This is a genomic window from Agrobacterium sp. 22117, from assembly GCF_052045735.1.
GTDB classification, from domain to species: domain Bacteria; phylum Pseudomonadota; class Alphaproteobacteria; order Rhizobiales; family Rhizobiaceae; genus Agrobacterium; species Agrobacterium cavarae.
The window spans coordinates 150,191-170,027 of sequence record NZ_JBQEPP010000001.1; the positions used below are offsets into that span (position 1 = coordinate 150,191).

16 protein-coding genes are annotated in these 19,837 nt (G+C 58.7%); 7 read left to right on the plus strand and 9 right to left on the minus strand.

The window, feature by feature from the left end:
- Positions 1 to 9: 9 nt before the first annotated feature.
- Both ACTJKV_RS00735 and ACTJKV_RS00740 read right to left on the minus strand, forming a co-directional pair.
- The gene (locus tag ACTJKV_RS00735) at positions 10 to 1,074 is read right to left on the minus strand and encodes an ABC transporter permease (protein WP_062427165.1); all 1,065 of its coding nucleotides are present in this window, start codon (positions 1,072 to 1,074) and stop codon (positions 10 to 12) included.
- A gap of 134 nt (positions 1,075 to 1,208) precedes the next feature.
- The gene (locus tag ACTJKV_RS00740) at positions 1,209 to 2,231 is read right to left on the minus strand and encodes a sugar ABC transporter substrate-binding protein (protein WP_062427164.1); all 1,023 of its coding nucleotides are present in this window, start codon (positions 2,229 to 2,231) and stop codon (positions 1,209 to 1,211) included.
- 264 nt (positions 2,232 to 2,495) lie between these two features.
- Between ACTJKV_RS00740 and ACTJKV_RS00745 the strand changes: the two genes are divergently transcribed.
- Positions 2,496 to 3,728 (plus strand): ROK family transcriptional regulator, encoded by a 1,233-nt coding sequence (locus tag ACTJKV_RS00745; RefSeq protein ID WP_440598382.1) that lies wholly within the window; start codon positions 2,496 to 2,498, stop codon positions 3,726 to 3,728.
- A 25-nt stretch (positions 3,729 to 3,753) separates the two neighbouring features.
- Here ACTJKV_RS00745 and ACTJKV_RS00750 read toward each other — a convergent pair whose 3' ends face one another.
- From ACTJKV_RS00750 to mepA, 7 genes are all read right to left on the minus strand, one after another.
- Positions 3,754 to 4,743: an Ldh family oxidoreductase gene (locus tag ACTJKV_RS00750; protein WP_274101011.1), complete on the minus strand. Its 990-nt coding sequence runs from the start codon at positions 4,741 to 4,743 to the stop codon at positions 3,754 to 3,756.
- Positions 4,744 to 4,918: 175 nt separating this feature from the next.
- Positions 4,919 to 5,554: a 2,3-bisphosphoglycerate-dependent phosphoglycerate mutase gene (locus tag ACTJKV_RS00755; RefSeq protein WP_062427161.1), complete on the minus strand. Its 636-nt coding sequence runs from the start codon at positions 5,552 to 5,554 to the stop codon at positions 4,919 to 4,921.
- Positions 5,555 to 5,572: 18 nt separating this feature from the next.
- Positions 5,573 to 6,400 (minus strand): 4-hydroxy-tetrahydrodipicolinate reductase, encoded by an 828-nt coding sequence (gene dapB / locus ACTJKV_RS00760; RefSeq protein WP_274101010.1) that lies wholly within the window; start codon positions 6,398 to 6,400, stop codon positions 5,573 to 5,575.
- Positions 6,401 to 6,417: 17 nt separating this feature from the next.
- Positions 6,418 to 8,202 (minus strand): ABC transporter ATP-binding protein, encoded by a 1,785-nt coding sequence (locus ACTJKV_RS00765; RefSeq protein WP_274101009.1) that lies wholly within the window; start codon positions 8,200 to 8,202, stop codon positions 6,418 to 6,420.
- A gap of 98 nt (positions 8,203 to 8,300) precedes the next feature.
- Positions 8,301 to 9,317: a glucokinase gene (locus tag ACTJKV_RS00770; RefSeq protein ID WP_274101008.1), complete on the minus strand. Its 1,017-nt coding sequence runs from the start codon at positions 9,315 to 9,317 to the stop codon at positions 8,301 to 8,303.
- Between the two features lie 57 nt (positions 9,318 to 9,374).
- Positions 9,375 to 9,758: a methylglyoxal synthase gene (locus tag ACTJKV_RS00775; protein ID WP_062443089.1), complete on the minus strand. Its 384-nt coding sequence runs from the start codon at positions 9,756 to 9,758 to the stop codon at positions 9,375 to 9,377.
- Between the two features lie 81 nt (positions 9,759 to 9,839).
- A complete protein-coding gene (gene mepA, locus ACTJKV_RS00780) occupies positions 9,840 to 10,889 on the minus strand; it encodes a penicillin-insensitive murein endopeptidase (protein WP_440598383.1) in 1,050 nt (349 codons plus the stop codon).
- Positions 10,890 to 11,057: 168 nt separating this feature from the next.
- Between mepA and ACTJKV_RS00785 the strand changes: the two genes are divergently transcribed.
- The 6 genes from ACTJKV_RS00785 (at position 11,058) to ACTJKV_RS00810 (ending at position 19,834) form a co-directional block, all read left to right on the plus strand.
- Entirely contained in the window at positions 11,058 to 12,902 is a 1,845-nt protein-coding gene (locus ACTJKV_RS00785) for an extracellular solute-binding protein (RefSeq protein WP_274101007.1), read from the plus strand.
- Between the two features lie 146 nt (positions 12,903 to 13,048).
- A complete protein-coding gene (locus ACTJKV_RS00790; RefSeq protein ID WP_130977141.1) occupies positions 13,049 to 14,140 on the plus strand; it encodes a microcin C ABC transporter permease YejB in 1,092 nt (363 codons plus the stop codon).
- Positions 14,141 to 14,169: 29 nt separating this feature from the next.
- On the plus strand, positions 14,170 to 15,282 hold the full coding sequence (locus ACTJKV_RS00795; RefSeq protein ID WP_246666410.1) for an ABC transporter permease: 1,113 nt from the start codon (positions 14,170 to 14,172) through the stop codon (positions 15,280 to 15,282).
- Between the two features lie 29 nt (positions 15,283 to 15,311).
- Complete coding sequence (locus ACTJKV_RS00800; RefSeq protein ID WP_274101087.1) at positions 15,312 to 16,940, plus strand: ABC transporter ATP-binding protein; 1,629 nt, start codon at positions 15,312 to 15,314, stop codon at positions 16,938 to 16,940.
- Between the two features lie 101 nt (positions 16,941 to 17,041).
- The gene (locus tag ACTJKV_RS00805) at positions 17,042 to 18,289 is read left to right on the plus strand and encodes an NAD(P)/FAD-dependent oxidoreductase (RefSeq protein WP_274101006.1); all 1,248 of its coding nucleotides are present in this window, start codon (positions 17,042 to 17,044) and stop codon (positions 18,287 to 18,289) included.
- A 183-nt stretch (positions 18,290 to 18,472) separates the two neighbouring features.
- Positions 18,473 to 19,834, plus strand: coding sequence for a glutamine synthetase family protein (locus ACTJKV_RS00810; protein WP_062443073.1), 1,362 nt, complete (start codon positions 18,473 to 18,475; stop codon positions 19,832 to 19,834).
- The last annotated feature ends 3 nt before the right edge of the window (positions 19,835 to 19,837 follow it).

Genomic DNA, 19,837 nt, shown 5'->3' on the forward strand with positions numbered 1-19,837 from the left:
CCTGGGCCATCAGACGGCTGCCTTTCTGATCCATTGATCCACTGCCACGGCGGCGATGATCAGCCAGCCGGTCAACATAACCTTCCACTGCGGGTCTGCACCGAGCATGTTGAGGCCCATGGAGACCACGCCGACCAGCATGGCGCCGAAGAGCGTTCCGAGAATAGAGCCACGTCCGCCGAAGAGCGAGATGCCGCCGATAACGGTCGCTGTAATGGCCTGCAGGTTGTAGTCGGTTACAGCGGCAGAGGGTGAGATCGAACCGTTACGGCCGATTGCGACCCAGGCCGCGAAGGCTGCTATGACGCCAGCAATGGTGTAGACGCTCAGCAGAACCTTGCGGGTCTGGATACCGGAGAGCTTTGCCGCTTCCGGATCGTCGCCCACGGCATAGACGTGGCGTCCCCAGGCGGTCTGGTTCAGGACGTACCAGAGCACGGCGACGAGCGCGACCATCGCGATGACGCCAAGTGTAAAAATGGCAGAACCGATACGGAAGTTGGTGGCGAAGAGCTGCAGAAGCGGTGCGGTCTGCTGCACGTCGGCATCGCGGATCGTTTCATTGGCCGAGTAGATGAAATTCGTCGCCATGACGATGTTCCACGAACCAAGCGTCACGATGAAGGGGGGGAGTTTGACCACCGCCACCAGGAAACCGTTGAAGAAGCCGCAAAGTCCGCCGACAACGAAGCCCGCGAGAATGGCGATAGGGGTTGGCAGTCCATAGGTGACCGCCACATTGCCCATGACGACGGATGAAATGACCATCACCACGCCGATCGAAAGATCGATACCGGCCGTTAGGATGATCAATGTCTGTGCCGAGCCCAGAATACCGACAACGGCGATCTGCTGCAGGATCAGGGTCAGTGTGTAGGATGAAAAGAACCGTCCGCCGATCGTCATGCCGAAGATCGCAACCGACAGGATCAGGACGATGAGTGGCACGGCTGCCGGTGTCGAGTGTAGAAAATGCTGCGCGCGTTTGAGCGCGGAAACGCTCTGCTGATCGAAGGAGGCGACTTTCTTGTCGCTCCCGTCCAGCACGCGTTCGAATTCTTGAATTCCGCTCATGTTTCCTCCTCCCGCTCGCCAAACATCTATGCGCGGCGCCGAAATGTCAGCCGGGTATTACGAAAGCGAATGGTTTTGAGTGAAGTTGGCCGGGACTGATCCCGGCCATGATCTTCAGATGGTGATTGAGGGCATCAGCCCCAGCACTTCGCCAGGCCTTCCTTGACGCTGATCGAAGGGACACCCTTGACCGGCTTGTCGGTGACCAGCGAAACGCCAGTATCGAAGAAGGACTTGCCTTCCGTCGGCTTCGGCTTTTCACCCGTGTCGGCAAACTTCTTGATGGCCTCGACGCCGAGTGCTGCCATCATCAGCGGGTACTGCTGCGAGGTCGCGCCAATGACGCCTTCCTCGACCGACTTCACGCCTGGGCAACCGCCGTCCACGGAAACGATCAGTACGTTCTTTTCCATGCCAACGGCCTTGAGGGCCTGATACGCGCCGACAGCAGCCGGTTCGTTGATGGTGTGAATGACGTTGATGCCTGGGTCCTTCTGCAGAAGGTTTTCCATGGCCTTGCGTCCGCCTTCTTCATTGCCGTTCGTCACGTCGTGGCCGACGATGCGCGGATCGGTTTCGTCGCCGATCTTGTTCGGGTCTTTCGGATCGATACCGAAGCCGATCATGAAGCCCTGGTCGCGCAGAACGTCGACGCTCGGCTGGTCAGGCGTCAGGTCGAGGAAGCCAACCTTGGCATCCTTGGCGCCGTCGCCCATCGTGCCCTTGGCCCACTCACCGATCAGCTTGCCGGCCAGGAGGTTGTCGGTTGCAAATGTTGCATCGGCAGAGTTGATTGGGTCAAGCGGGGTGTCGAGAGCGATGACGAGAAGGCCTGCATCCCGCGCCTTCTTGATCGTCGGAACGATGCCCTTGGTGTCGGAAGCGGTGATCAGAATGCCCTTGGCGCCATCGGCAATGCAGGACTCGATGGCTGCAACCTGGCTTTCGGAGTCACCATCGACCTTACCGGCGTAAGACTTGAGCGTCACGCCCAGTTCCTTTGCCTTGGCGGTCGCGCCTTCTTTCATCTTGACGAAGAAGGGGTTGGTGTCGGTCTTGGTGATAAGGCATGCCGAAGTATCGGCGGCCGATGCAACCGAAGCGAAAGAAACGCCAAGCGCGAGCGCGCCCAAAAAGGCGGAAACAGTTGTCTTCATATGATCCTCCCAGTGGAAACAAGCAGCCATTTGGATGACTGGTCTGCGGCCCTTCTCCTCCTAGATCAGGCGCCACTGGAAGCGATGGAACCATCAAATTAACAGCCTGTCAATAAATAAATCCAATTGAATTATTAATTCGATCTGTCATTCTCTCAGCCTTGATTGCGAAAGTGGACGGGAGGAGACCGGGACACTTGTCGCAGCCGACATGATGAATGAAGCCGTGGGGCGCTTGCCATTAACGGCCGGGAGGAAAACAAGATGTCGCGTTCCGTGGAGATGTCGCAGACGCCACCTGCGACGGTGACCGATTTGAGCGGCGGTGCCAACCAGGTTCGCGTTCGCGCCTATAATGAGCGGTTGGTTCTTTCGCTTGTGCGTCGTCACAATGCCCTGTCGAAGGCTGAGATCGCCAGGCGTAGCGGGTTATCAGCCCAGACCGTCTCCGTCATCATGCGTTCGTTGGAAAAGGATGGCTTGCTGATCAGGGGCGAGGTGCTTCGAGGGCGCGTCGGGCAACCCTCCACGCCGATGCGGCTCAATCCAGATTCGGTCTACTCCTTCGGCGTGAAGATCGGCCGCCGCAGCGTCGATCTGGTGCTGATGGATTTCGTCGGTCGAATCAGGATGCAATTGCGCAATACGTATCCATACCCAATGCCGGAATGGATTTTGCCCTTCGTCACCGAAGGCATTGCCGAGTTGGAGGGCAGGCTCAATCCGTCAGAACGCGAGAAGATCGCAGGTATTGGGATCGCCGCGCCGTTTGAACTCTGGAGTTGGGCGAAAGAGGTTGGTGCGCCCGAGGGCAAAATGGACAGTTGGAAACAGGTCGATCTTCGCCAGGAGATTGCCGATGCTGTCGACCATCCCGTCTTTCTTCAGAACGATGCGACGAGCGCGTGCGGCGCCGAGCTGGTGTTTGGCAACGGCCAGGCCTATCCGGATTTTCTCTACGTCTTCATTGGCTCGTTCATCGGTGGCGGCGTCGTCCTGAATTCGGCCCTGTTCTCAGGAAGGACTGGCGCGGCAGGCGCGATCGGTCCGCTGCCGGTTCAGGGTCGGGATGGCAAGACGGTGCAGTTGCTGAAGATCGCCTCGATCTTCGTGCTTGAAGACATGCTGCGTGAAAGAGGCATCGACCCCAAGCCGCTGTGGTTTTCTCCCGATGAATGGATCGATTTCGGCGAATCTCTGGAAGTATGGATCCGCAATACCGGTGCCGCACTTGCCCAGGCTGTCATTGCCGCTGCGTCGATCATTGATTTCTCCACCGTCATCATCGATGGCGGCTTCCCAGGCTGGGTGCGCTCGCGCATCGTTGAAGCAACGCGCGACGCTTTGATGCTGCACGATCTTCAAGGTGTGGGCGTACCCGATATCAGGGAGGGTGCGGTCGGAAGTCAGGCACGCGCTATTGGTGGCGCCAGCCTGCCGCTGTTCTCCCGTTATCTTCTAGACCAGAATGTGTTGTTCAAGGAAACTTCGACCTGACAGGCCGCGCACCTTTTGCCAGTTCTTAAAGCGCTTCGATCTGACGCAAGATGTCGTCTTCGATCGTAATTCCATTGTCCAGAGATTGCTTGCGAATGCCCTGGCTGCGGCGGCCTGGAAGCCTTGCATTGCCCTGAGACTCGATTTCGGCGGCCATCTGCGAAACCCTGTCCGCCAGAGCATCATTGCCGGCAATGGTCGGATCGATCGCAATAATCGTGTGCCCGAGAGAGGGCGCCGTTCCCGTATCGTCCAGAAGAGAAGAGGCCTGGAAGCCGAAATTGCCTCCGGTGAGGCCCGCCGCCATGATCTCGACCATGAGCGCCAATGCCGCGCCCTTAGCCTCACCGGCCGGCACCATGGTGCCGTTGATCGCTTCATGTGGATCGGTGGTCGGGCGGCCCTGAGCGTCGAGAGCCCAATCACCTGGAATAGTGACGCCTTTTTGGCGGGCGGCCATGATCTTCCCCCGCGCGACCTTGGAAAGCGCCAGATCGATCACCAGAGGGTCGGCGTCTTTCATCGGCGCGGCAAAGGCGATCGGGTTCGTGCCATAAAGCGGCTTGATGCCGCCCCAAGGCGCCATGGATGCGGGGGCATTGGCAACCATCAAGGCAACGAGGCCCTGTTCTGCCAAACGCTCGACCGTTAAAGCCATGACACCAGCATGATGTGACCGACCGATCGCGGCAAGCGCGATGCCCTGTTCACGTGCAAGCGGCTCTAGCTCCTGGATCGCAAGATCGATAGCCGGATAGGCATAGCCGTGTCCTGCGTCGATCGAGACCACCGCCGGGCGCTCCTTTGTGGCTGTGGGCACGGCTTTGCCATTCACTTTGCCGGAATGAAGCTGAGCCACATAGACCGGTATCCGCCGAAATCCGTGGCCGCCCTGGCCACAAGCCTCCGCGGCAACCAGTGCACGAGCAACGGAGCGCGCGCTTGACGCCAGAACGCCGTTCTTCTCGAAGATGGAAGAAACGAAGTCTTCCGCATGTTCTATGCTGAGTTTCATGACGCAATCTGGAAGGGAACAGAGTGAAAGGATGCCCGGCCGACATTCGGGGATTGGCAGTGACACGCGAGAAAAGCTCGCGAAAACGGTATTGCAACCTGACGGCTTGCCATGCTTCAGCAGCGTGTAGCGGACGGCCCTCGATCAAAAGGTGGGAAGGCCGCCCTTACACGTGTCAATGCGCAGCAGACATGTCGCCCAGCACGTCCTTGGACGCGACGGTGGAGTCGGCATTCAGCTTGTAGACCATGGGCACGCCGGTCGCGAGATTGAGCTTCAGGATTTCTTCCTTGCTCAGCTTGTCGAGCACCATCACCAGCGAACGCAGCGAATTGCCATGGGCGGCAACCAGAACCTTCTCTCCACGCAGAACCCGCGGCAGGATTTCCGTCAGATAGTAAGGCCAGACGCGTGCACCGGTGTCCCGCAGGCTTTCGCCGCCGGGCGGCGGGATGTCGTAGGAGCGGCGCCAGATATGCACCTGCTCTTCGCCCCATTTCTCGCGGGCGTCATCCTTGTTGAGGCCGGAGAGATCGCCATAGTCACGCTCGTTAAGCGCCTCATCGCGGATGGTTTCCAGGCCAGACTGGCCGACATTGTCGAGCACGATCTGGCAGGTTTTTTGCGCCCGGATCAGCGAAGACGTGTAAGCCACATCAAATTTGATACCGTAATCGGCAAGCGCCTTGCCGCCGGCGTTGGCTTCCTGCACGCCGAGTTCCGTCAGATCGGGGTCGCGCCATCCGGTGAAGAGGTTCTTGAGGTTCCAGTCGCTTTGACCGTGACGAACGAGGACGAGGGTTCCGCTCATAAATACTCTCCAGGTTGATTATGAATTGTCTGCCAGACCGAGAACGTCCAGCATGGAATAGAAGCCGGGCTTCTTGTCGAAAGCCCAAAGTGCGGCGGCGATGGCGCCACGCCCGAAAATGCTCCGATCCGCCGCATGGTGCGAGAAGGTCAGTTGTTCTCCCTCACCAGCAAAGATCACGGAGTGATCGCCCACCACCGAACCGCCGCGCAGCGTTGCGAAGCCAATGGTGCCCGCCTGGCGTGCACCGGTATGCCCGTCGCGCACCCTGACGGAGTTTTCGGCAAGATCGATGTTGCGTCCCTGTGCTGCCGCTTTGCCAAGCAGAAGCGCCGTACCGGATGGTGCGTCCACCTTGTGCTTGTGATGCATTTCCAGCACCTCAATGTCCCACTGCTGCGGCCCGAGCGCTTTTGCCGCTTGGCGCGTTAGAACGGAAAGCAGATTGACGCCAAGGCTCATATTGCCGGACTTTACGACGCGCGCATGACGCGCAGCCGCCTTGAACTTTTCCTCGTCCTCGACCGAGCAGCCGGTGGTGCCGATAATGTGGACGATACGCGCCTGTGCGGCAAGACCGGAGAAGATCACACTCGCCGCCGGTGAGGTGAAATCGACCACACCTTCGGCATTGACGAAGGCGGTGAGCGCATCGCTGGTGACCGGAACACCAATTGGGCCGAGACCCGCAATCTCTCCCGCATCTCGTCCAACGAAGGGCGAGCCCTCGCGCTCGATCGCGGCATGGAGTTGAACGCCGGGCGTTTCATGAATGAGACGGATGAGGGTCTGTCCCATTCGGCCTGCAGCGCCAACCACCACCAGTTTCATGCCGTTGCCGCTCATGCCGTCACCCTATGCTCTCAAAGTCCGCGAACGCCTGTCGCCTGAAGATTGTTGAGGCGAGCGTAAAGACCGTCCTCCTGCCGCGCAAGCGTATCATGCGTTCCTTCTTCGACAACCTGGCCCTCATTCATCACCACAATCTTGTCTGCCTTGACGACGGTCGAGAGACGGTGGGCAATGACGATAACCGTGCGTCCGGACATGGCGGTATTGAGCGCCTTTTGCACAACGGACTCTGACTCGGTATCGAGTGCAGACGTCGCTTCATCAAGGAGCAGGATGGGTGCATTGCGGACCAGAGCGCGTGCGATGGACAGGCGCTGACGTTGGCCGCCAGACAGGGTCATGCCGTTCTCACCAACCTGTGTGTCGTAACCCAGCGGCTGCGCCAGAATGAAGTCATGGGCGAAAGCAAGCTTCGCCGCTTCCTCGATTTCGGCGTCTGTCGCTTCTGGACGGCCGTAGCGGATGTTGTCGCGGATCGTGCCCTCGAAGAGATAGGGCTGCTGCGAGACATAGGCGAGATTGAGACGCACCGAATGCGTCGTCACGTCTGCAATGTTTTGCCCATCGATCAAAATCTCGCCGCCCGTCGGATCGTAAAACCGCGGCACGAGGTTGATGATCGTGGATTTCCCGGCGCCAGAGGGGCCGACAAGGGCGGTCGTTTTTCCGCCCTCGGCGACAAAGCTCACGCCTTTGAGGATAGGACCGGAATCCTTGTAGGAGAAAACGACATTGCGAAGTTCCACGGTCGCGTTTTCGATCTTGAGCGGCACCGCATTCGGCTTTTCGCGCTGAACCGGCTCCATATCGAGGATCTCATAGATCATGCGCGCATTCACCACGGCACGTTCCAGCGAGACCTGAAGACGGGCAAGACGGCGCGCTGGATCGTAAGCGAGCAGGAGGGCCGTCACGAAAGCAAAGAAGGCGCCCGGGGGAACGTTGTCATAGATCGCGCGGTAAGCGGCATAAGCGAGCACGCTTGAGACGGCAATTCCGGCGATGGTTTCAGTCAGAGGTGCAGTTCGCTCGGACAACCGCGCGATACGATTGGAACGCCGTTCGGAAGCATCGATCGTCGCGAAGACCCGCTCCTCAAGTGGCTTTTCCATGGTGAAAGCCTTGACGATCGCGATGCCTTGAAGCGTTTCCTGCATGGACCCGAGAACACGACTTCCAAGGATGATGGCTTCTCTGGTCGTTTCCCGAAGTCTTTTGGAGATGTATCGAAGGCCGAGAACCAGCGGCGGCACGATGAAGACGATGATGATCGAGAGGAACGGGTCCTTGACAATCATCACGCCGATCAAGGCAATGAAGGTCAAGAGATCTCGGGCCACGGAGGTGACGGTCAAGTTCATGACGTCGCGGATGCCGCCGATATTCTGGCTGACCTGGGCTGCGAGATGCGCGGAACGGGATTCGCTCAGATACCCGACCGAGAGTGTCATGAGATGCGAGTAAAGACGCTTCTGATAACGGGCAACGATGTTATTGCCAATTTTCGAAAGCGCAACAGATTGGAAGTAGCTCGCAAGTCCCCGAAGGAAGAAAGCCATAAATATTGCACCGCAGATCATAAATGCGAGATCAGCGCGTCGGTTGACGAAGGCTTCGTTGATAATGGAGTCCATAATCCAGGCGGTGAACGCCGTTGATCCTGCGACGATGAGCAGGCAGAAAACGACCAATACATAGCCTTTGATATGGTCGCGCGCATTCTCGGCAAAGACACGCTTCAGAACTGCAGCAATTGTATCGGTGTCCACAGGACCCCGTGACTTGGCGGTTTTCAATCGCTCATCCACCTTTTGATGTTCCGGCGGCAGCGCCGCCTTTTCAAGCGGCGTCTATATCCATTAGGGCAGGCTTTGACCAGCCTCAACTTGGAAGCTCACCTCTGCCAGCGGCGCCCTTCGAGCGTCACGCCGAAATTCTCCGGTGTTCTGGCAAAGCTGGACAGACCGGCAAGTGCTGCCTGCGGGTGGGTCACGACATAGGTTGGAATGGAGCGCATCAGCGCGCTGTGCGGCGCCTTGTCCTCAAAGCCGGCACGAAATTCTGGACGCTTCAGCGCCGGAATGATCTTTTGCGAAATGCCGCCGGCAAGATAGACCCCGCCACGCGCCATGAAGACGAGCGCCATGTCTCCGGCGACGCGCCCGAGATAGGTGCTGAACAGCGAGAGGGTTTCCTCAGCCTGCGCATTCGATCCGCCAAGACCACGTGCGGTGACATCCGCCGGATCGGAGAAGCTCGGCGCGATGTCATCCGCCGCACAGATGGCGCGGTAGAGATTGACGAGGCCTCTGCCGCAGAGAATCTGCTCGCCAGAAATGCGGCCCTCAATCGCTTCGAGGTGAGGGAAAATCTGATGATCCCGTTCCGTCCGTGGCCCAAGATCGACGTGCCCACCTTCACCAGGCACTGGAAACCACATGTTTCGCGCATGAACCAGACCACCCACGCCGAGTCCTGTGCCAGGGCCCAGCACCACGCGCGACGCGATCATATCCGGGCGGTTTGGTCCAATGCGCTCGCGATTGTCGTCGTCAAGTGCGGCAATCGCCAGAGCCTGCGCTTCGAAGTCATTGACGACCACGACATCGCCCAAGTCGAGATTGCTCAGCATCTCCTTCGGTTTGACGATCCAGTGGCAATTGGTCAGCGGGATCTCGTCGGACTCGATCGGTCCGGCCACGGCAAGGAGCGCCGAGACCGGTTTGATCGCCGTGTTGCTCAAAACCGCAATCTTGATGGCATCATCAATCGAGGGATAGTCGGCGGTTTTGACGGTGGTCAGATGAACGGCTTCAGATGTGGCGTCCGGCAGGATGCAGAAACGGGCATTGGTGCCGCCGATATCTCCAATGAGGATCGGAAAGGAAAGATGATCGTTCTGATTGGGCATCACTGCTCCTGAAGCCGCCTGATTTTGAAAATAGGATACGCCGCGCTCGCTGAGCGCCTATCTGTTGATGTGAAAGTCGATCAGTCGCTCGGCCGTCGCGCGGTTGAGCGCCATCGGTATGTCGTAGACCGTGGCAAGCCGTGTCAAGGCTTTCACGTCCACATCATGCGGCATGGAGGTCAGCGGATCGACAAAGAAGATCAGCATGTCGACATCGCCGGTCGCAATCATCGCGCCGATCTGCTGATCGCCGCCGAGAGGCCCGCTTTTCAGACGAATCACGTCGAGCTTGGGACAGGCATCCTGCACACGACCACCCGTCGTTCCCGTGGCGACAATACGGAAAGTCGACAGCGCATCCTGATGCTCGCGGGCAAACTCCGCCATGTCGTCCTTCTTCTGATCATGCGCAATCAGCGCAACGCAGCGTTTGCTGTCCATCATCCGTCCCACGCGTTTTTTAAATCGATTTGAAGCCTTCTATATCAACTCTGCCAAGTTTGAAAAGCGGGCCTCTTGGGATCAATTCATCGAAGGGCGCGCAGAGGGACGCGGAACATCTGCCGGCGGAACCGGCCCGCCAGGCGAGGGGGCAATGGGCGTGGTGGTCGCTGGAGCCGCAGGGGTGGTGTAAGCACTTTGTACCGCAGTCTGCGACCTTCCTGCGGAAGGTGCGACCGCAATGGCGGCGCAGGCCTTTGGCAAGTCCGACACCATCATCGGTCTTGGCGGTTTCGGCGGTTTGGCGTTTGGATCCTTCTTCGGTGCCGCCCATGGTTCCTTGGTAAACCACCAGGCAAGCGACTTGTCGCAGCCATCACCCGGACCCACCGCCGCCTGCGGCTTGCAGTCTGTTGCACCGGCGGGGCAGGAGAGGCGGACGTGGAAATGCTCGTCATGGCCGTAGATCGGACGGATTTTGCCCATGAAAGTGCGGTCGCCGGTCCAGCTTTGGCAAAGCTTCTGCTTGATGGCCGGGTTGACGAAGATGCGCTCCACCTGCGGATAGCTCGCTGCCATCATCACCAGCCGTGCATTGAGTGGAGACCATTTGCGGTCGTCAACGGTCAGAAACTTGCTCTTGTCGAGCATCGAGATGAAGGGCGTATCCTCACGCTCCTGCGCGCTCATGATGTGGTCGGGCATCTTGCGCCACCAGATATCGACATCCAGCCCGATCTGATGCGAGGCGTGACCGGTCAGCATGGGACCGCCGCGGGGTTGGGAGATGTCGCCAATCAGGAGGCCTGGCCAGCCGATTTTCTGCGAATCCTGCGCGAAACGTTCGATGAAGGAAACGAGCTGCGGTTGACCCCAGCGCCGGTTGCGTGAGAGGCGCATAGCCTGAAAACCTTCGCCCTCGGTTGGCAAGGCGACCGCGCCGGACTGGCATCCTTTTGCATAGGAGCCATAAGACTTTGAGGGCCCGGCGGAGGGAAGCTCGATATGGCCGAAAACCTGCTTTGCGGGCTGGTCTTGCGCAAAGGCTGGCGCGAAATCTGCGCCAATCATCGAGACGACCGAAAAAGCGATAAGCGAAAGCCTGCGCGCTGCCATTGTCTTTAATCTCATTCGTCGCCGCCTGCGATCCGGTTGATTCTATGGTCCGATATTACGCTGGATCGCGAATTTGGTGAAAGCATGTTTGCGGATAAACCGCTTGTGAGCCGGCACCTCTATTTTTTGACATTGTTTGGCTTATGCTTCGCCGCACCAAGCATCAAAAAGGAACATCCGCCCATGGCTTTGGCAAGCGCAAAATCCCTCCTGCTCGTAGGCATGGCAGTGTCGCTTTTGGCATCCTCGACAGGGGCAAAAGCGCAGGAGGAGGGGCAATGGCGTGTGGGCATTGCGACCGTCGGGGAGTTGAAGCACCCGAAGGGCTTCGAGCGCTTTGATTATGTCAATCCGAACGCACCGAAGGGCGGCACTTTGCGACTGTCGACAGCAGGTACGTATGACACCCTCAATCCTCTTCTTGCCAAGGGAGAAGCTGCAACAGGTCTCGGCGCGGTCTTCGATACGCTGATGAGGTCATCCGAAGAGGAGCTCTCGGCGTCCTACGGCCTCCTTGCGGAAGGCTTGACCTATCCAGCTGATATGTCCAGCGCGACGTTTAGATTGCGCGCCGAAGCCAAATTCGCGGACGGAAAACCTGTGACTCCGGAAGATGTGGTTTTCAGCTTTGACAAAGCTAAAGAGCTCAATCCGCAGCTCGCAACCTACTACACGCACGTCACCAAAGCCGAAAAGACCGGCGATCGGGAGGTGACCTTTACCTTCGACGAGAAAAACAACCGCGAACTCCCGCAGATCGTCGGACAGTTGCTTGTTGTTCCCAAACACTGGTGGGAGGCCAACGGTCCGGATGGAAAGCCACGCGACATTTCGCGCGGAACGTTGGAGCCAGTTATGGGGTCCGGCCCCTATAAGATTGCCTCGGTGGCTCCGGGCTCCACGATTACTTATGAGTTGCGCGACGATTATTGGGGCAAAAACCTCAACGTCAATGTCGGAATGAACAACTTCAAGACGATCAGCTACACCTTCTACACCGATCGCGATGTGGAGTTTCAGGCCTTTAAAGCAGGCAACACCGATTTCTGGCAGGAAAACTCCGCCGGTCGCTGGGCAACCGGCTATGACTTTCCAGCCGTCAAGGACGGACGGATCAAGCGCGAGGAACTTCCCAACATCTACCGCTCCGTCGGTATTATGCAGGCTTTCGTGCCGAACGCACGCCGCGACAAGTTCAAGGATCCGAGAGTCCGCAAAGCGCTGAACCTGGCCTATGACTTTGAGGATATGAACAAGACACTGTTTTTCGGCCAGTATCAGCGGATCAACAGCTTCTTCATGGGCAGCGACCTTGCCTCATCCGGTTTGCCTCAGGGCAAAGAGTTGGAAATTCTGACCGAAGTGAAAGATGAGGTGCCGCCGGAGGTCTTTACCACCGAGTATCGCAATCCCGTTGGCGGGGATCCGGCCAAGCAGCGCGACAATCTGCGTGAAGCTGTCAAGCTTATGAAGGAGGCAGGCTACGAGTTGCGGGGCAACCGAATGGTCAACGCGAAAACGGGCCAACCATTCGATTTCGAAATTCTTGTCGATTCGCCCGCCATGGAGCGCGTCGTTCTGGCCTACACACAAAACCTCAAGAAAATCGGCATCAACGCGACGGTTCGAAACGTCGATTCATCGCAATATACCAATCGCACACGCGCCTTCGATTATGACATGATCGTCAATCTCTGGGCTCAGACCTCCAATCCTGGCAATGAACAGGCCGATTACTGGGGTTCTGCAGCCGCAAACCGCCAAGGCTCGAAGAACTTTGCCGGGATCAGCAATCCTGCGATCGACAAGATCGTCCGCAAGATCATCTTCGCTCCCACCCGTGAGGACCAGGTTGCTGCCGTTAAGGCGCTGGATCGGGTTCTGCTGGCCGGAAATTACGTCATCCCGCAATTCTACCGTGGCGAGATGACGGTTGCCTACTGGAACACCATCGTTCGCCCAACGGAACTGCCCTATTACGGCATCGGCTTCCCCGAGGCCTGGTGGTCGGCCAGTGCGGCAAAATGAGCTTGGTCTTGCTTTATAGGCCAAGCCTTGATTCACATGTCTAAAGACGAATCATTAGGCGGGCAAAAGCTGCCGCTCGCCGGGAAAGGAAACGGTTTGACAGTAAGGATGACAGCCGAGCGCGCTTGCCTGGAGCGTGACCTCTAATGGGAGCCTATATTCTCCGGCGTCTGGCGCTCATGATCCCGACGATTATCGGCATCATGGGCATTTCCTTTCTCGTCATTCAGTTTGCACCCGGCGGCCCGGTCGAACAGGTCATCGCCCAGCTGTCCGGTTCAGGTGACAGCGCTGCCGACCGCCTGTCCGGCGGCGGCGACCTCATGGGCGGCGGTGGTGTGGATGAAAGCGGATCGAAATATCGCGGCGCTCAGGGCCTCGATCCGGAGTTGATCGCCAAGCTCGAAAAGCAGTTCGGTTTCGACAAGCCGCCGCTGACGCGCTTTCTGGAGATGATGTGGAACTACATCCGCTTCGACTTCGGCGACAGCTTCTTCAGAAATTCTTCTGTCATCGATCTCATCATCGACAAAATGCCTGTGTCGATTTCGCTCGGCTTCTGGATTCTGATCATTTCCTACGCCATATCCATTCCGCTCGGCATCAAGAAGGCGGTAGAGGACGGCTCGAAATTCGACGTCTGGACGTCCGGCATTGTCATTATCGGTTATGCCGTGCCGAGCTTCCTCTTTGGCATTCTGCTGATCGTGCTGTTCGCTGGCGGTTCCTTCTTCGACTGGTTCCCGTTGCGTGGTCTCACCTCGGACAATTTTGCCGACCTGACATGGTGGCAGAAGATCATCGACTATTTCTGGCATCTGACATTGCCGCTGACAGCGCTCGTCCTGTCGGCCTTTGCCACCACGACGCTGCTCACCAAGAACTCCTTCATCGATGAGATCAAGAAGCAATATGTGGTCACCGCGCGCGCCAAGGGTCTTTCCGAGCGGAAAGTTCTCTACGGCCACGTCTTCCGCAACGCCATGCTGATCGTCATTGCCGGTTTTCCCGGTGCCTTCATCTCCGCCTTTTTCACCGGTTCGCTGTTGATTGAGAACATCTTCTCGCTGGATGGCCTCGGCCGGCTTGGCTATCTGTCCGTCGTTAATCGTGATTATCCGATCGTGTTCGGTACTCTCTTCATCTTCTCGCTCATGGGTCTCGTCGTCGGTCTGGTTTCCGACCTGATCTACACCTGGATCGATCCGCGCATCGACTTTGAGCGGAGGGACGTGTGATGACTGTCTCCACGCCTGTTACGGACACGATGCCACCGCAGAAACGTCCTTTTTTCTCGCCGACGAGCATTCGCCGTTGGCAGAACTTCAAGGCGAACCGCCGCGGCTACTGGTCCTTCTGGATATTCCTCGCGCTTTTCGGCCTCAGCCTTTGCGCCGAGTTCATCGCCAATGATAAGCCGATCCTGGCGTCCTACAAGGGCGAGTTGCTGGTTCCTGTTCTGGTGGATTACCCGGAAGAAAAGTTCGGCGGCTTCCTGGCTCAGACCGATTATAAGTCCTCCTATATTCAGGATGAGATCAACGCCAATGGTTGGATGATCTGGCCGCCGATTCGCTATTCCTATCAGACGGTAAATTCCAATATTCCCCATTCCGCACCCACGCCGCCCTTCTGGTTGATGACCAAGGAGGAGCGTTGCTCCGGCTATCCGCAAGGGGCGGCTGATCCCGGCTGCACGCTTGGCAATCTCAATTGGCTCGGTACCGATAACCAGGCGCGCGACGTCACGGCGCGTATCATCTACGGCTTCCGCATCTCGGTCCTTTTCGGCCTGGCGCTCACCATCTGCTCGGCCATCGTCGGTGTGACGGCCGGTGCGGTCCAGGGTTATTTCGGCGGCTGGACCGATCTCCTGATGCAGCGCTTCATCGAGATCTGGTCGTCCATGCCGGTGCTCTATATCCTGCTGATCATCGCAGCCATCCTGCCGCCCGGCTTCTTCGTGCTGCTCGGCATCATGTTGTTGTTCTCTTGGGTCGGCTTCGTCGGGGTTGTCCGTGCCGAATTCCTGAGGGCGCGCAATTTCGAATATGTGAATGCCGCACGCGCACTTGGTGTCGGCAACGCCACCATCATGCTCCGGCACCTGCTGCCGAACGCCATGGTCGCAACGCTCACCTTCCTGCCTTTCATCCTCTCCGGCTCGATCACGACGCTGACATCGCTCGACTTCCTCGGCTTCGGCATGCCACCCGGCTCGCCATCACTGGGTGAACTGATTGCCCAAGGCAAAAACAATCTCCAGGCGCCGTGGCTGGGGCTGACAGCCTTCTTCACCATGTCGATCATGCTCTCGCTGCTGATCTTTACCGGAGAAGCGGTGCGCGATGCTTTCGATCCGCGCAAGACGTTCCGGTGATGGCCATGTCTCCAACAAATGCAGGCACAATGACCGCACCCCTCCTCTCCGTCCGAGACCTCTCCGTTGCCTTCCATCAGGGCGGCAAGGAAAGTCTCGCTGTCGACCGGGTTTCCTTCGACATCATGCCCGGCGAAGTGCTGGCGCTGGTTGGCGAATCCGGTTCTGGCAAGTCGGTGACGGCCAACTCCATCCTGAAGCTTTTGCCCTATCCCGCCGCAAGCCATCCATCGGGCCAAATCCTGTTCGAGGGCAAGGATTTGCTGACGCTGCCGATGCGCGATCTGCGATCGGTGCGCGGCAATGATATCACCATGATCTTCCAGGAGCCGATGACCTCGCTCAATCCGCTTCACAGCATCGAGCGGCAGATCGGCGAAATTCTGGAGCTGCACCAGGCTCTCACCGGTGCGCCTGCACGTACCCGCATCCTGGGACTGCTCAATCAGGTGGGCATTCGCGATCCGGAAAAGCGGCTGAAGGCGTTTCCGCACGAGCTTTCCGGCGGGCAGCGTCAGCGTGTGATGATCGCTATGGCGCTCGCAAACCGGCCCAAACTCCTGATCGCCGACGAGCCGACGACGGCGCTTGACGTGACGGTGCAGGCGCAAATTCTCGAGCTGCTGGCCGGGCTGAAGAATCAGCATCACATGTCGATGCTGTTCATCACCCACGATCTCGGTATCGTGCGCAAATTTGCCGATCGTGTCTGCGTCATGACCAAAGGTAAGATCGTCGAGACGGGCACTGTCGAGCAGGTCTTCACCAACCCCCAGCACGCCTATACCCGCCATCTTCTGGCCGCTGAACCGAAAGGTGAGCCACCACCTGCCGACGATAAGAAGCGGGTGGTCATGCAGGGTGCCGACATCAAGGTCTGGTTCCCGATCAAGGCCGGCCTGATGCGCAAGGTCGTGGACCACGTCAAGGCGGTGGATGGCATCGATATCACCCTTCGTGAGGGCCAGACGGTCGGCGTGGTGGGCGAATCCGGCTCCGGCAAGACGACGCTCGGGCTTGCGCTCTCGCGGCTGATTTCCTCGAAGGGCCGGATCAGCTTTATCGGTCAATCCATCGACGCCTATTCCTACGCCATGATGAAGCCGCTGAGAAACCGCCTTCAGGTGGTGTTCCAGGATCCCTACGGTTCTCTCAGCCCCCGCATGTCTGTCGGAGATATCATTGCCGAAGGTCTGAAGGTGCATGAAACTTCGCTATCCTATGAGGAGCGCGACCGGCGCGTCGCGACCGCGCTGGAAGAAGTGGGGCTCGATCCTGCAACGCGCTGGCGCTACCCGCATGAATTTTCCGGCGGCCAGCGGCAGCGTATCGCCATTGCCCGCGCCATGGTGCTGAAACCGCGCTTTGTCATGCTGGATGAGCCGACATCGGCGCTGGACATGAGCGTGCAGGCGCAGGTGGTCGATCTCTTGCGCGATCTCCAGTCCAAACATGATCTCGCCTATCTCTTCATCAGCCACGACCTCAAGGTGGTGAAGGCGCTCGCCAACGAGGTGATCGTCATGCGCCACGGAAAGATCGTCGAAAGCGGCCCCGCCAAGTCTATCTTCGAGGCGCCGAAAGAAGATTACACCCGTGCGCTGATGGCCGCTGCCTTCAACATCGAAGCGGTCAAGACCGCAGCCGTGAGCGAGTAAAGACCTCCAAGCAAATGGTGGCGAGGCGGTTTTGCTGTTGCGTTCGATGATGGGGAGCGCCATCTTTCTCAAACGTCTGATGACGGCAGAGGAAGAAGAGAATGGCAGCGGATGTGATCGTATTGGGTGCCGGGATCATTGGGGTCTCGGTGGCGGTTCAACTGGCAAGACGCGGAAAATCCGTCGTGCTTCTCGATCGCCGCGGACCTGGCGAGGAAACATCCTTCGGCAATGCCGGTCTCATTCAGCGTGAGGGCGTCGTGCCCTATGGCTTCCCGCAGGATCTGGGACTGCTCGCGCGCTACTCGCTCAACAACCGCATCGACGCCCATTATCACATGGCCGCAATGCCAAAGATCGCGCCGTTTCTGGCGCGCTACTGGTATCACTCGCAACCGGCACGGCATGCCGCGATTTCCCGTTCCTACGCGCCGCTGATCGAACATTCGATTACCGAGCATTCGATCCTGATCGACGAGGCCAAGGCCAGCGATCTTATCGTCAAGAATGGCTGGATGGAGGCTTACCGAACGGAGGCCAAGCGGGACGACGATTTTGCCTTTGCCGAGCGCCTCGCGCGCGATCACGGCATTTCTCATACCAAGCTGACCCGGCAGGAGTTGGCGCAAGCAGAGCCGCATCTGTCGCACGATTTCGTCGGTGGGCTTAAGTGGGACGACCCCTGGTCGGTTCTCGACCCGCATGGTCTCACCATGGCCTATCTGCGCCTGTTCGAAAGTCTGGGCGGTACCTTCGTCAAGGGCGACGCGGCGGCTCTCTCTCAGACGCCGGCCGGCTGGAAAATCCAGACGGAGAATGGCCTGATTGAAGCTGAGAGCGTCGTGGTTGCCTTGGGTCCGTGGTCCGATACCGTGACGACACGGCTCGGCTATCGCTTCCTGATGGGAGTGAAGCGCGGTTACCACATGCACTACGCCCCCCAGGATGGAACGAAGCTCAACAACTGGCTGATCGATGCCGAGCGCGGTTATTTCCTGGCACCGATGAAGAAGGGCATCCGCCTGACAACGGGTGCGGAATTTGCCGATCGCGATGCACCGAAATCGCCTGTCCAGCTTTATCGGGCGGAGCGCGTGGCCCGGACCATCTTTCCGCTGGGTGGCAGGCTGGACGCCGAACCCTGGATGGGTGCGCGTCCCTGCACGCCGGATATGATGCCGGTCATCGGCAAAGCGCCGCGCCATAAGAGCCTATGGTTTGCCTTCGGTCACGCCCATCATGGCCTGACGCTGGGGCCGATTACAGGGCGGATTTTGGCTGAAACAATGCTTGGCGAAACACCCGTCATTCCGATCGGACCCTACGCCGCGGAGCGCTTCAACCCCTGACACACCGATTAGGGGTGGCCTTCCTGCAAAAGCCCGCTTAACATGCAAGCCAGGGAGGAAAAGGGTATGCAGCGGGGCACAAAGTCACGATGACGGCGCGATATATGATCTACCAGCAGCAGGATGACTTTCGTTAGCGTCGGCTTTCCTTAGCCGATCGAAAGAGCAATGACATCCTGGTGAATGATGGCTGATATCGAATACGCAAAGACCTTTTTCCAACAGAACCCCGACATCGAAATTCTCGAGGCCTTCGTCATTGACGCCAATGGCATTCCACGGGGCAAGTGGATCCCGCGAGAGCGGGCGCTCGACGTGCTGGAAAAGGGCATGGCCGTTCCCCGCTCGGTCTATGCCCTGGATATCTGGGGCCGCGACGTGAACGCCGCCGGACTGGCGGAAGGAACCGGCGATCCTGACGGCTTGTGTGTTGCGGTGCCAGGAACCCTGTCGCGCGTCACCTGGCTTGGGCGGCCCACGGCGCAAGTGCTACTGGCCATGACCGAGCCGGATGGCGCTGGTTTCTTTGCGGATTCGCGGCATGTTCTGGCGCAGGTTCTGTCGGGCTTTACCAAGCGTGGCTTGACCCCTGTCGTTGCCACCGAACTTGAATTCTATCTGATCGACCCGGTCCGCTCCGCGCTTGATCCGGTGCGCCCACCCAATAGCCGGGAAGGGCGCTGGCATACGGGTCAGACGCAGGTTCTCTCCATTTCCGAGCTTCAGGATTTCGAGGACGTCTTCCACGACATCGCCACCGCCTGCCGCGCGCAGAATGTGCTGGCCGATACGACGCTTCGGGAAAATGGGCCCGGGCAATATGAAATCAACCTCAACCACGTGCCGGATGCGCTGCGTGCGGCGGATTTCGCCGTTTTCCTCAAGCGCATCGTCAAAGGGGTGGCGCGCAAGCACGGGCTGGACGCCACCTTCATGGCTAAGCCCTATGGAACCCAGGCAGGCAACGGCATGCACGTGCATTTCTCCGTCCTCGATAAGGATGGACGAAACATCTACATGGGCGAGGATGGCCCCTCGGAAGCGCTCATGCACAGCGTCGGCGGTCTTCTGGAGAATATGGGGGAAAGCATGGCGGTGTTTGCTCCGCATGCCAATTCCTACCGGCGGCTGCGCCCCAGCGAACACGCGCCGACCTATGCCTCCTGGGGCTTTGACAACCGCTCTGCCGCGGTGCGGGTGATCACCGCCAGCAAGCCTGCCACCCGCATCGAGCATCGCGTGGCCGGTGCCGATACCAACCCTTACCTCGTGCTTGCCATGATCCTGAATGCCGCGCTCTCCGGCATGCGGGAGAAGCGCCAGCCGGGTGGGGCGATTGCAGGCGATAGCCACGCCATCAATCACGAGCCCTTGCCGACGAACTGGGACTATGCGGTCCAGCGCTTTGCCCGTTCGAGCTTCGCCTATGCCACGCTCGGTCAGCGCTACAGAACGCTCTATGCCGCCTGCAAGCAGCAGGAAATTTCCGAATTCTCGCTTCGCGTCACCGATGTGGAATATGACGCCTATATCAGGACGGTGTGAAAC